The organism is Pseudomonas sp. F01002, assembly GCF_004402115.1.
Taxonomy (GTDB): Bacteria; Pseudomonadota; Gammaproteobacteria; order Pseudomonadales; family Pseudomonadaceae; genus Aquipseudomonas; species Aquipseudomonas frigoris.
The window spans coordinates 1-13,287 of sequence record NZ_SOPU01000079.1 but is presented as its reverse complement, the minus strand read 5'-3'; the positions used below and the strand labels follow the sequence as shown (position 1 = coordinate 13,287).

The window sequence follows — 13,287 nt, the reverse complement described above, 5'->3', positions numbered from 1 at the left end:
TTTTTTCCCTGAAGTGTGTGGGCTATGGGGTATCCGTGGGGGTTAATTCGCGGTGCTGCTGCCGTCCGCTATCCTTGCTCCACGCACATCGAACGGTTTTCCCCATGCTTTCGGTCCAAGGCGTCTTCAAAAGCTACGCCACTCCCCAGGGCCCACTGCCGGTTCTGCAAGGTGTCGACCTCACCTTGAAACCCGGCAGCAGCCTGGCGTTGATGGGTGAGTCGGGCAGTGGCAAGAGCACTTTGCTGCACCTGATTGCCGGGCTGGACAAGGTCGATCGCGGCAGCATCCGCAGCGGCGAACATCGGCTGGAGCAGATGAACGAAGGGCAACTGGCGAACTGGCGGCGGACCGAAATCGGCCTGGTGTTTCAGCAGTTCAACCTGATCGGCAGTTTGCGCGTGGAGGACAATCTGGCATTCCAGGCGCGATTGGCGGGGCGCCATGATCCGCGCTGGCAGGCGCATCTGGTGCAACGTCTGGGCTTGGGTGATTTGCTGCGGCGTTATCCGGAACAGCTGTCCGGCGGCCAACAGCAACGGGTCGCGCTGGGCCGTGCCTTGGCGTCGCAGCCAAAACTGCTGCTGGCCGACGAACCCACCGGCAGTCTCGATGAAGCCACCAGCGATGAGGTCTTGAAGTTGTTGCTGGAGTTGCTCGACGACAGTCCCACCACCTTGTTGATGGTCACCCACAGCCCACGGGTTGCCGCGCGGCTGGCCGAAAAAGTGGTGCTCCACGGTGGCCGTCTGGCTGGCGCGGACGAGCGCTGAGGTGCGGGTCTTTCGCGAGACGTTGCGGGCGCTGATCAGTCATTGGCGGCAGCATCCGGTGCAGTTTTTCAGTGTGCTGACCGGGCTCTGGCTCGCCACCAGCCTGCTGACCGGCGTGCAGGCGCTGAACAGCCAGGCGCGTGAAAGCTATGCCCGGGCCAGTCAGTTGATCGGCGGCGAACCCCAGGCCAGCCTCAGTTCACCCAGTGGCGCAACCTTCTCCCAACACGTGTTTGTCGACCTGCGCCGTGCGGGTTGGCCGGTGTCGCCGGTCCTGCAAGGTCGGGTGACGCTCAAGGGTCATGACGACCAGCGCTTGCAGCTGATGGGGATCGAGCCGGTGTCGCTGCCTGCCGGTTCCTCAGTGGCTGGGCAGGCGTTGCCGATTGAGCAGGTTGTTGAGTTTTTCAGCCCTCCGGGCAGTACCTGGATTTCGCCACAGACGTTGCAGGCACTGGGTCTGCATGAGGGCGAAGGCCCGCGGACTTTGAGTGGTCAGGCATTGCCGCCGCTGCATGCCCAACCCGATATGGCCCCCGGTGTGTTGTTGGTGGACATCGGCTTCGCCCAGCAGATTCTCGGCCTGCCGGATCAGCTGTCGCGCCTGCTGCTGCCGAAGGGTTTCACTGCGCCTCTGCCTGATCAATTCAAGGGTCAACTGCAGCTCAAGACCAGCGGCGAAGAGAACAATTTGTCGCGCCTCACCGAAAGCTTTCACTTGAACCTCGATGCGCTGGGTTTTCTGTCATTTGTGGTCGGCCTGTTCATCGTCCACGCCGCGATCGGCCTGGCGCTGGAACAACGCCGCGGCTTACTCAGAACCCTGCGCGCCTGCGGGGTTAGCGCACGGATGCTGATTGCCTGTCTGGCGGTTGAACTGGGTGGTCTGGCGTTGATCGGCGGACTGGTCGGCGTCGCCAGCGGCTACCTGCTGGCCAGCGTGCTGTTGCCGGATGTCGCCGCGAGTCTGCGGGGGTTGTACGGCGCCGAAGTGGCGGGGCAGTTGAGCCTCAGTCCGTGGTGGTGGCTCAGCGGCGTCGGCCTGAGTCTGTTGGGCGCGTTGTTGGCGGGGGCCAACAGTTTGTTGCGGGCCGCGCGCCTGCCTTTGCTGGCCCTGGCCGACCCGCAAGCCTGGCATCAGGCTCACGCGCGCTGGTTGCGGCGTCAGGGTTGGGTTGCCGTGATCGCCGCGGTAATCGCACTGCTGGCGTTGATCTTTGGCGACAGCCTGAGCAGTGGCTTCGTGCTGATGGCGGCATTGTTGATCGGCGCTGCGCTGGCGTTGCCGGTGGTGCTCAACTGGGTGTTGATCCTGGTGCTGCATCGCAGTCGCTCGGTACTCGGCCAATGGTTTCTCGCCGACTGTCGTCAGCAACTGCCGGCCCTGAGCCTGGCGCTGATGGCGCTGTTGTTGGCACTGGCGGCGAACATTGGAGCGGGCAGCATGACGGCCGGTTTTCGTCAGACCTTCAGCGATTGGCTCGAACAACGCCTGACCGCCGAACTGTACGTTAATCCGCGAAATCCGGCCCAGGCCAGAGAGCTGCAAACCTGGCTCAAGCAGCAACCCGGACTCACGGCAGTGCTGCCCAACTGGCAAGTGTCGATCCAGTTGCAAGGCTGGCCGGCGGACGTCTTCGGCGTGATCGATCACCCGACGTATCGCCAGCATTGGCCGCTGCTGGAAGCCTTGGGCGACAACCCTTGGGACCGACTCGCCAAGGACGATGCGCTGATGCTCAGCGAGCAACTGGCCCGTCGGCTGAAGGTGCGCCTTGGCGATCACCTGACGATTCCCACACCCAATGGCACATGGTCGCCACGGATCGTCGGCATCTACGCCGACTATGGCAATCCCAAGGGCCACATGCTGGTCAACGTCAACCATCTGCTGCGCGGCTGGCCGCAGCTGACACCCAGCCGTTTCAACCTGCGCATCGACCCGACGTTGATCCCTGCCTTCCAGACCGCGCTGCAAACCCGCTTCACGCTGGAGGACAGCCGCATCGTCGACCAGGCCCGGCTCAAGGGTTGGTCCACGCAAGTCTTCGAACGCACCTTTGCCGCAACCGCCGCGCTCAATAGCCTGACCCTCTGTGTGGCGGGCGTGGCGCTGTTCATCAGCCTGTTGACCCAAAGTCAGAGCCGACTCGGGCAACTCGCGCCCCTGTGGGCGCTCGGCGTGACTCGCCGGCAACTGATGTTGCTCAATCTCGGGCAGACCTGGTTGCTGGCGGTGCTGACCCTGGTGCTTGCGTTGCCGTTGGGGATCGCGCTGGCGTGGTGCCTGGACACGGTGATCAACGTCCAGGCCTTCGGCTGGCGCTTGCCGCTGCGGGTGTTTCCGATGCAGCTGTTGCAGTTGATGGGGCTGGCGCTGCTGGCGACTTTACTGGCGTCGGCGTGGCCGCTGTATTCGCTGTATCGCACGCAACCGGCGGATCTGCTGAGGACGTTTGCTCATGAAGATTAAGGTCGGCCTGTTGCTATTGGCGTTATTGAGCGGGTGCGATAACTCGGCGCCTGTTGAGAAAGGCTTCGCGGGGCTGGGTCATCAGGCTGCCGCGTTCACCCCGGTGGTGCCCGGTCGGGTGTTCAGCTTTCCGGCGGATCACGGTCCTCATGACGGTTTTCGCATCGAATGGTGGTACGTCACCGCCAACCTAAAGGACGATCAGGGACGCGAGTTCGGCGTGCAGTGGACGTTGTTTCGCAGCGCCTTGAAAGCGACGCCCGAGGTCGCTGGCTGGGGTAATCAAATCATCTGGCTTGGCCACGCGGCCGTGACGTCGGCGACAGTGCATCACGCCGCCGAGCGCTATGCCCGTGGTGGTGTTGGTCAGGCTGGCGTGAGTCTCGCACCGTTCAACGCGTGGATCGATGATTGGCGTTTCAGCAGTCAGGGTTCCGACCCGTTGGCGGATCTTCAACTCAGCGCCCGGGACAAGGATTTTGGCTATCAACTGCGGCTGACCTCCACACGCCCTTTGGTGCTTCAGGGCGACAAAGGCTTCAGTCAGAAATCTGAACAAGGGCAGGCGTCGTACTACTACAGTCAGCCTTTTTTTCAGGCCCGCGGCACGCTGGAAATCGACGGCAAAACGTATCAAGTCAGCGGCCCGGCCTGGCTCGACCGCGAGTGGAGCAGCCAACCCCTGACCGCCAACCAGACAGGCTGGGACTGGTTTTCCCTGCACCTGGACAGCGGCGAGCAGGTGATGCTCTACCGCATGCGGCAGAAGGACGGCGCGCCTTACCTCACCGGCACCTGGATCGACGCTCAAGGCCAGACGCAGTTACTGCACGCAGCCGACATCAACCTCACACCACAAGACACCGCCAACGTCGCCGGTCGTTCGATGCCGGTGCGCTGGTCGATCAAAATCCCCGAGAAACACCTCGACATCACGATCAGCGCGCTCAATCCCAATGCGTGGATGGCTTTGCGCATTCCCTATTGGGAAGGGCCGGTGCAATTGAGTGGCAGCCATGGTGGGCAGGGTTATCTGGAAATGACCGGGTATTGAGGCCCCCTGTAGGAGCTGGCGAAGCCTGCGATCCTTTGACGTTGATCTTGATCCCCCGAAATCCCCCCGGAACTCCTCGCGACGCCCAACCCTCTACCGTGAGAACCCCCGCAGGAGCCCACACATGAGCGACGACCTAAAACCACCTGACCTTGCCTCATGGCAGCGCCTGTTCGAAGACAAGGCCTACTGGCAACAGTCCCCTGATGCCCATTACGCCGAACTGCTGCGGGTGGCCGATGATTTGCTGGGGCAGGGCGCCATCGATCTGGAACAATGGCAGGCCTTGAAGGCCAAGGCCTATCAATCTCATAAAGACTCGCCTGCCGTAAACGTCGCCCAGGAGGTTGACGATCCCGAAGCCTGAGGAGAATTTCCATGAATCCCAAACCGCCTGACACTTTGGAAAACCCCGACGAGCCCCGACCACCGGGTGAAGTCGAGCGCGACAACGACGCCCTGCGCCCGACCGATCCAACCCGACGCAAGGAAAGCGGCAAGGGCACAGACAGTGGTGAATCCACCGCACAAGAAACCGCAAAAACTCCCTGATCAGCGTCTATGCTCATCTGCGCAGAGGGCGCTGGACGGTGGTTCAGCGCTCGTTGCTGCCTCCAAATCACAGGGAATGTACCGCTTATGAAACTTCACGCACTGACCAAAGCCATCACCCTTGCGACCCTGCTGTCTGCCGCCAGCCTTAGCGCCATGGCGGCGGACATCCCGCTGTCTGCCGTTGTGGAGGCGGATCAGGTCACCACCAAAGTTGTCTCGGTCGATGCTGCCAATCACCAGGTCGTCCTGGAGGGGCCGGAAGGTCGTCAGGTCCATGTGCAATTGACCGACAAGGCCAAAAACCTCGGCAAACTGAAAGTCGGCGACCAAGTCGATGTCAAGGTTACTAGCGCTGTCGCCGCCTACCTCGACACCGACGTCGACAAAGGCCTGCCAGGCACCGTCGAACGCGCTGGCGAAGTCCGCGCAGCTCCCGGCAGCGACAACCCGGGCGGCGAAGCCTACCGTCAGGTGCAGGTCCAACTGAAAATCACCAAAATCGACGTGAAGAAAAACCAGGTCACCTTCGAAAACCCCGCCGGCCAGTCCAAGACCGTTGACGTCGTAAGACCCGAAGTTCAAGCGGAATTGAAAGATCTGAAAGTTGGGCAGAGTGTCGTTGTCACCTATACCGATATATTGAAAGTGAACAGCAAGCACGGAAGTTGAGTATTAGCTCTATAGGTTGCTTGTACAATTTTTGTATAAGAACAATCAGTTTTAATGGTCTAACTGGTGAGTTTGCTAGTCTGTAAAATAGTATTTGGGCCGACATTTAATCGAAAGTTGTTTCGATAAATTTCATGTTCATATACGCGGACATATTCGAAAACTTCAATTAAAATACTTCCCGTTCGCCCAGTGTCAGGGCTCTTTACCGGTGCATGGATTGCCAGGCCATTACACTGGGCGAACACCTTCTCTGGAGAGCAGTTTAAAAGCTTCAGACATAAAAAATGGGAGACCGTGGTAGTCGCCCATTTTTATTGCCTGGATTAAACCGGTGCCTGCAATCGCTGCCTGGCCGCATCGCAGCAAATTGCGACTGTCGCGGAATTGAGATCTGTGGTCAGTTCGTTGAGTGATGCAGAGGTTTTCGCAGGCGTGGTTTAACAGGTTTCAGTGTCGATGGCCGGGAGGAGGGTGAAGACGAGGCCGGCGGGGTTGGATGTTGTGGATTGCACTGACGGCGCGTTGGGTTGCTTTGCTGAATTGGAGGGGATCGGGATACTCGGGTGGAAACATTTTCATGGTGAATCTCCTGAACCAACATAGCCACAAAGCGGCATTTGCATGCCTTGATTGTGTCCGATCTGTCAAAACCGGTTGCCGGGGCTTCAGTGATAGGCTCGGTATCGGGCTTTGTGGTGCAGGCGGGGAGTGATAAGGTTCTGGCATGGTTGTAGTTGATAAGGAAATCGCTTGTGTTACGTCAGCTTGTATTTGCCCTGCCAGCATTGATTCTGCTCGGCTGCCAGGCAGAATCCGAACCCTTGCCGCACAGCCAGAAACTCGCGCCAGAAAAAGTCGCGGCGATCGCGGCCACGATCAAGAATAAATACCCGAACTTTTCCAGCGAACTGCGTGGCAAGGTGCTCAACACCGTGGTGCAGTCGATCGACAATATGGTGTTTGTCGAAGGCGGTCAGTTTGATATGGGCGACTTCGGGTGGATTTGTGAGTATGACGAAAAGGATGTGTGCACCTGGCCTTGTGGTCAGGATCCGGAGGAGCTTTGTAATATCAGTTCGGGTGGTGATGATGATTTTGTGCATCCGGTAAAGCTGAGCAGTTATTACCTGTCGAAATTTCAGGTTGCGTTGGGTGATTTCGATTTGTTTTTTGTTGCGAACGGAAAGCCTCTGTTTGATGCTAAATATCGAGATAGAGAAGATCTAAAAGATATACTTTTTAATCCAGTATTACCTGCTCCCACACAAAGCTGGCAGGAGGCCAAAGATTACTGTCAATGGATTGGCCAACTAAGTGGTTATCCCGTGGACCTACCCTCTGAGGCGCAGTGGGAGTATGCCGCCCGCAGTCGAGGCGAGCATGTGTTGTTTCCAACCGATACTGGGAGTCTCAGTTACGGGGAAAATTTTCCAATGGAGTCTGAAACAGCCACGTTTCCTGTGAAACGTTTCCCTCCTAACCCTTTGGGTCTTTACGGTATGTCAGGCAATGCTACTGACTGGGTCAACGATTGGTATGGCAAAGATTATTATCAGCACTCACCCTTAGAAAATCCGCAAGGACCAGACACTGGTACTAAGAGAATAAAAAGGGGATCAAATTATTCTGAGGCGTCTTTGTTCGCCGCTCCTATAGTCCGACGTTGGGCTGAAGAGCCAGATCAAGGTGGTCACTATCAAGGTAACAGCTTCCGTTGTGCGATTCAGTCGGATAGGCCGCTATAGCTCACTGATCCGAAAACTCCGAGGTACAGCGGGGAAAATCAGTAGTCTGGCTTTGTTGTGCAGGCGTGGGATGTTAATGTTCGGTCTTTGTCGCATTTTATAAGGATATTGCCAGTGCTACGTCAGCTCGTACTTGCCTTGCCAGCCATGATGTTTTTGGTCGGCTGCGAGGCGGAATCCGGCCCTTTGCCAAACAGCAAGAGCCTTACCCCAGAGAAAGTCGCGTCCATCGCAACCACTATCGCGAAGAAGTACCCTGATCTTCCCAGCGAACTGCGTGGCAAGGTGCTCAACACCGTCCTGCAGTCCATCGAAAATATGGTGTTTGTCGAGGGTGGTCAGTTTGATATGGGTGATTTCGGCTGGATTTGTGAGTACGACGAAAAGGATGTGTGTACCTGGCCTTGTGGGCAGGATCCTGAGCAGCTTTGTAATATCAGTATGGACGGTAATGACGATTTCGTGCATCCGGTAAAACTGAGCAGCTACTACCTGTCGAAGTTTCAAACTATTTTGGGTGATTTCGATCTGTTTTTTACCGTGCAAAATAAGCCATTGTTTGATACTAAATTCCGCGACAGAGCAGATTTGAAAAGTATGTATGCCCCGAATTTACCGGCGCCCACAAAGAGCTGGCAGGAGGCGAAAGATTACTGTCAATGGATTGGGCTGCTGAGTGGCTATCCGGTAGATTTGCCTACAGAAGCTCAGTGGGAATATGCCGCCCGTAGCCGCGGGCAACATGTGCTATTTCCTACCGATACCGGAAGCCTGAGTTTTGGGAAGAACTTTCCGGTAGAAGGTGAAGGTGAGACTTTTGCAGTTGGCCGATTCACCCCTAATCCCTTGGGTATTTACAATATGTCCGGTAATGCTACGGATTGGGTTAACGATTGGTATTCTAAAGATTATTATCAGCACTCGCCGTTGGAAAATCCGCAAGGTCCGAAAACAGGGACAGATAAAGTTAAACGCGGCTCGTATTATCCCGAGGGTCCATTGCTAGCTGCTTCAATTGTAAGGCGATGGCCCGATAAGCCAATACAGGATGCTTATTATCCTGGTACGAGCTTTCGCTGTGCTATTCAGTCAGATAAAAATCTATAGCGTATTAGATGTTAGGGCGCCGATGGCGCCCTTATAATTAATTGTATATTTAAGTCAAGCCATCAAATAGATTGCTGCGCCGCGCTGCGACTAACACACCTTCTTTGCGCCACGGCAAGCCTGGAGTCCAAGCCAGCATACCCTCAGACTGCACTGATGACTCTCCATTGATTGCTAAGGTGCCGATAAATCGGTTGAACTCTCGTTGCTCGCTCCCGTCTAGCATTGCGTTGATACGATCCAAACTGTCCATGGCTTTGACTTTACTACCGCTCTTCGAACAATGTTCCAATACTTCGAAAAAATGCCGCCAACTGCGTAAATGTGACAGCAGCAAGACGACGGCTTTTTCCTGGTCTTCGGCCCAGCTTTCGACAAAACTTTCAGTTAATAAATACAGCATGGGGCCAATAGTTTCTGGTGGCAGTATTTTGAGGGGGATTTTCTTTCCATTCACGTTGATGGCTTGGTGGCTGAGTAGATACTTTGCAAGATTTTCAGCTTCCTGTTTTGTAGCCTCGCGCTGTTTCCACCAAAGCCCCATGTTCCGAAATCCATCCGCAAATGCTTTTCCCGCTACTTCTCCAGGATGGGTTGCAATTTGGTATAACCCCCTGGCCATGTAGTTGAAGGCATCCTGAGTTACCGCCAGTTGATAGTGAAAGTCAGCTTTAGACAGCGCACTGCAAAACACAAACGCCAGATTACCTACCTGTTCCAAATCCACTGCTGTGCCAAAACCCCCGCCAGCGCCAGGACCGAATACCAAGCTCGCTTTGCAATTAACTGCCAAGCGATCCGCGTTAATTTCGATACTAAAATCAAACCCAGCCCCCACACCAAGCGCCACATTCCCCTCAGCCTTAATCTCAACCAGACTCGCCCAGTCGGTGCTCCCACTATCATTCGCCTGGCCCGCGACAATTTTGCCGCCACCTTGCTTGGCCGGATCAAGCCATTTCAATGTCCCGGTCACTGTGCCGCCGCTTTGTACGCCAGCAAACGCGTTGCCCTTCACACCAAGGCTACCCCCGCGTTTTTTATCCACTGCCATGCTTGGCGTACTGAGCAACGCCGTCGCACCAGAGGCTTCAACTTCCTTGGGTTTGTACTGCGCTTTGGCGCCTGCCTGACCTTGTGCCGTCGCCCCGGCGAAACACGACAGCTCTACCTTGCCGTCAAGACGGAAGATGCCGATATCGCTGACCACTTCCTTGCCTTCGGCGTTGCGGTAAGGCATCCGCACCACATACCCGCCCTGGTCGGGGAAGAAGCTCTTGAGTGCGACCGAACCTTCCGCCAGCGAGATTGCAGCGCTGGCCTTAACGCCCACTTCGATGTTGCCCTTGCCGGGTTCCCAGCTATTGATACCGGCGCTGGCTGTGGCGGCGAAACGGAAGGCGTGGGCTTCGGCGGAGACGGCGTATTTAGCCGAGTCTGCCTGGTTGGAAGTCCAGGAGCATTCTTTATGCAGCGCATTAAGCAAATTGTCGTCCTTGCTCGTCCAGGTCGTAAATTTGGCTTCCAGACCGCCTAGGGGACTGGTTTTACGGCTTTCATTGACGGCGGACTTAATGTCCTTGAACAGTTCTTTAGCCAGGTTTTTATCGAGCGGCTTGCCCTGCATTACCTTCGTGCTGACCTTCACTTTCCAGTCAAGCTGTTCCCGGTAACTCATCGGTATGTAATGCCGGCGGCTTGGGTCGCTGAACGAGATGACTTCGATGACGGTAATGCCCGTTTTTACTTGCCGACCCTTTTGGCTTTCGGAGGTTTTTCCCTTGCCATGCTTGATGTCAGGCGCAGCGCTGTTGGCGCTGGTGGAACTGTCGCCGGCTTCGGCCTTTCCTTGCGCTGCGATTTTGGTTCGCAGGGATTCAATCTCGGCGTTCAATTCGAGTACTTTTTTAGCTTGGAGCTGTTTCCAGTTGCTCTCCAGGTAGTTGCCCCCAAGCGATACCTTCGGCGTATAACGCTGATACCAGTCACGTGCCTGTTGCACGGTTGCCAACTGACCTTGCAAGTCTTCTTTGCGCGTAACCGCCTTTGCGGTCGCTTTTTCCGGCGGTGGCTCTGATCGCTGCACCAGGCCGGCACCTTCGGCCTTGGCGTTCCAGGCGTCTTTGACACAGCGCGAGCAGGCGCAACTGGTCTGAGGATTTGACGCTTTGGTGCATTTGCTCGTTTCGGTGGCTTTGGCCAGGTTCTGGTGCAGCTCGTCCATGAGTTTCTTGACAAGGTCAGTCTGCGTTTTGAGTGCTTTTGACTCTTTTTCCGTCAGAACGTAAAAAGTGTCTTCACCGGTGATATGCACCACGTCCACCAGTTCGTCCTTGCATTGGGCTTCGCCCTTGACGCTGGTGGTGCTCTGGTTGTCCGCATGCTTGGGCGGCGGCAACACTTTAGCGGCTGGTAACTGCAACACCCAACCGGCTTTGATGTGGTTGGGGTCGGTGATATTGGGGTTAAGTGCCCGCAGCTCCGCCACGGAGCATTTGTTGGCGCTGGCGATATTGCCGAGGGTATCGCCGCTTTTGACGGTATAGGTGTTGCTCATTGCTCATCGTCCTTGTGATTCAGAGGCTTTCCAGCTGAGTCAATTTTTCACCCAGCGCCACGTCGTTACGAGCCAGAAGTTCTGCATCCGGGGTGTTTGCCCAAAAGGAGTCTCCACGGCTTATGGCGAGGCGTAGCCAGCGCTCCTGATCTGCCATCTGTTGGTAGCCTGCTTGTTGTCCGGCCAGCAACTGACGATGTACAAACTCGACGGTGTCTTCGGCGGGCAACACTTCGCGATAGTCTTCGGCAAAGCGTGCTGCAATGACCTTCAATCGACCTTGCTCAATCGATTCTTCGCGCTCCGGACTCAGGTACAGCCAAGCGGGCGGTTGCAGTTCGGCCGCTGGACTCTGGGGCGCCCTGGCGTAATACCGCCAGCCCATTTCGTTACGCCAGGCCATGCCGGTGAATGGCCCGATAAACTGGGCGCGCTCAGTTTCATTGAGGCTGCGCAGCAGGGGCTCCAACCAACGTGGATCGAAAAACCGCATCATTTGTTGCGGCGCGTCGTCGGTGCGCACAGTGAGCAGGCTTTGCCAGTGTTCAACCCCGTTATCCAAGGCTTGCTCATTGCTCAGCCAGGCCACGCAGCCGGCGTCGGACTGCTCCAGCAAGGCACTGGCATAGGCCGTCGAGTCGCCTTTTGCAGGGCACACGACAACGTAAGGTCCAGCAGGTTGAAGTTCGGCATATGGCGTGTTGAGGAATAGTGGAATACACCGAGGGCGAGATTGTTCGTCACCTTGAAACAGACGCGTCAGCAAATCCGCATCAAAGCTGCCATCCAGAATCAGGCACATGGTGCCCGGTGACGCAGCTTGCTCGAACGGCGAAGGAATCGAGTCCATCATGCTGTTTTACCCGGCTGGTGAATGGGGCAATGGCCGGAGGCATCGAGGTGGCACGAAGGAGTCGGCAGTAGCACCCCTGTCTTTGCTTGCGCTTTATACGATGCAAGGGAGGGCGCAACAACCTGGCCAGCCTTATCCGCATCCGCCTGTTTCAATACCCCCGGCATCAATGGCGCAGCACCTGTCCCATTTCCCGGACTCCCGCCGGAATTCATGTTGATCACCGGCCCACTCAGCGTCACGCCACTGCCGTCGATCTTGATGAAGCTCCCACCACCAATCAGCGTCAGTTCACTACCAGCTTCGAGCACGACTTTCATGCCGCTGCTCAGGTGAATTTCCTGACCCGCTTCAATGAACTGCCCAGTACCGACCTTGATGTGCTGATTAACACCCACGGTGAGGTGGTCGTTGGCGCGGGTTTCGACTTTGCGGTCGGCGTAGACGGTATGGTGTTCTTCGGCCTTGAATTCGCTGTAGCTGTTTTGTTCGACGGTGTCGTGGCGTTCGTTGCCGACGCGGATTTTCTGGTCGTGCTCGACGTTTTCGTCCCAGTCGCGTTGGGCGTGCAGGAAGATTTGTTCCTGGCCTTTTTTGTCTTCGATGCGCAGTTCGTTGTAGCCGCCGCCACCCTTGGAGCTGAGGGTTTTGAAGGTGCTGCGGGTTTTGTTCGCCGGCAGGTCGTAGGGGACGACGTTTTCCTTGTGGTACAGGCAGCCGCTGATCAGCGGTTGGTCGGGGTCGCCTTCGAGGAAGCTGACGAGCACTTCCATGCCGATGCGCGGGATGGCGATGCCGCCGTAGTGGGCGCCAGCCCAGGCGGAGGAGACGCGCAGCCAGCAGCTGGTTTTGTCGTCGGCCTGGCCTTCGCGATCCCAGTGAAATTGCACTTTGACGCGGCCGTATTGGTCGCAGTGGATCTCTTCACCTTTTGGCCCGGTGACCACGGCGCTCTGGCTGCCGAGGATGCGCGGTTTTTTCTGGGTCAGCGGTGGGCGGTTCGGCACGTCCCACGGGGTGGCCTGGAAGCGGTTGCGGTAGCCCTGGTGGAAATCGTCTTTCAGGTTGGTGGTGCTGCTGGTGACCGACTCTTCCAGCACTTGCGGCTGTTTGCCTTCGTGGAGGATTTCGGTCAGCAGCCACAGGTCGTTCCATTTGGCTTTTGGGTGTTGGGTCAGGGCCAGGAAGTGGCCGCTGACCAGCAACGGCTGATCGCTTTTGCCTTCGGCGAGCTGGAAGTCACTGCGGTGACGCTCGAGGGCGCGCTTGGCCAGGTGCTTGCCGCGTTCGCGGTCGATGAAGCGACCGGGGTAGTCGTAGTCTTCGAGGTCGGGCAGGGCGTCGCCACGGTTTTCGCTTTCCAGGGTCAGGCGCGGTTTTTCGAAGTCGTAGTCGCGGCGGGTGGTGCGGCTGGTGCGGGTTTCCAGGCGCAGGTCGAAGCGCTTGATCACCGGGTCGTTGGCAACCATGCCGGAGTCTTGCTGGTAGGCCACGGGCG

Annotated in this window: 11 protein-coding genes; 8 read left to right on the top strand and 3 right to left on the bottom strand. The window is 57.0% G+C overall.

Annotated features, from left to right (window positions below):
- Positions 1-104: 104 nt before the first annotated feature.
- From E3W21_RS29425 to E3W21_RS29395, 8 genes are all read left to right on the top strand, one after another.
- Positions 105-773, top strand: a complete 669-nt coding sequence (locus E3W21_RS29425) for an ABC transporter ATP-binding protein (RefSeq protein ID WP_134423192.1) — start codon at positions 105-107, stop codon at positions 771-773.
- Position 774: 1 nt separating this feature from the next.
- The gene (locus E3W21_RS29420; RefSeq protein WP_134423272.1) at positions 775-3,246 is read left to right on the top strand and encodes an FtsX-like permease family protein; all 2,472 of its coding nucleotides are present in this window, start codon (positions 775-777) and stop codon (positions 3,244-3,246) included.
- Complete coding sequence (locus E3W21_RS29415; RefSeq protein ID WP_134423190.1) at positions 3,236-4,300, top strand: lipocalin-like domain-containing protein; 1,065 nt, start codon at positions 3,236-3,238, stop codon at positions 4,298-4,300. Before E3W21_RS29420 ends, E3W21_RS29415 begins: the two co-directional genes overlap by 11 nt.
- A gap of 124 nt (positions 4,301-4,424) precedes the next feature.
- Positions 4,425-4,667: a hypothetical protein gene (locus E3W21_RS29410; RefSeq protein WP_129443278.1), complete on the top strand. Its 243-nt coding sequence runs from the start codon at positions 4,425-4,427 to the stop codon at positions 4,665-4,667.
- An 11-nt stretch (positions 4,668-4,678) separates the two neighbouring features.
- Positions 4,679-4,852 carry a hypothetical protein gene (locus tag E3W21_RS31325; protein ID WP_165353279.1) on the top strand — a complete coding sequence of 58 codons (174 nt, stop codon included), beginning with the start codon at positions 4,679-4,681 and terminating at the stop codon, positions 4,850-4,852.
- Between the two features lie 87 nt (positions 4,853-4,939).
- Positions 4,940-5,524 (top strand): hypothetical protein, encoded by a 585-nt coding sequence (locus E3W21_RS29405; RefSeq protein ID WP_129443280.1) that lies wholly within the window; start codon positions 4,940-4,942, stop codon positions 5,522-5,524.
- A gap of 755 nt (positions 5,525-6,279) precedes the next feature.
- On the top strand, positions 6,280-7,272 hold the full coding sequence (locus E3W21_RS29400) for an SUMF1/EgtB/PvdO family nonheme iron enzyme (RefSeq protein ID WP_134423188.1): 993 nt from the start codon (positions 6,280-6,282) through the stop codon (positions 7,270-7,272).
- A 114-nt stretch (positions 7,273-7,386) separates the two neighbouring features.
- Entirely contained in the window at positions 7,387-8,379 is a 993-nt protein-coding gene (locus E3W21_RS29395) for an SUMF1/EgtB/PvdO family nonheme iron enzyme (RefSeq protein WP_256661698.1), read from the top strand.
- 49 nt (positions 8,380-8,428) lie between these two features.
- Here the strand turns inward: E3W21_RS29395 and E3W21_RS29390 are convergent, their stop codons facing one another.
- The 3 genes from E3W21_RS29390 to tssI form a co-directional block, all read right to left on the bottom strand.
- The gene (locus tag E3W21_RS29390; protein WP_134423186.1) at positions 8,429-10,936 is read right to left on the bottom strand and encodes a LysM domain-containing protein; all 2,508 of its coding nucleotides are present in this window, start codon (positions 10,934-10,936) and stop codon (positions 8,429-8,431) included.
- Positions 10,937-10,955: 19 nt separating this feature from the next.
- Positions 10,956-11,789, bottom strand: a complete 834-nt coding sequence (locus E3W21_RS29385) for a DUF4123 domain-containing protein (RefSeq protein ID WP_134423184.1) — start codon at positions 11,787-11,789, stop codon at positions 10,956-10,958.
- Positions 11,786-13,287 (bottom strand): type VI secretion system tip protein TssI/VgrG (gene tssI, locus E3W21_RS29380; RefSeq protein WP_134423182.1); only part of this gene is annotated, 1,502 nt, incomplete at its 5' end. The genes E3W21_RS29385 and tssI, both read right to left, overlap by 4 nt.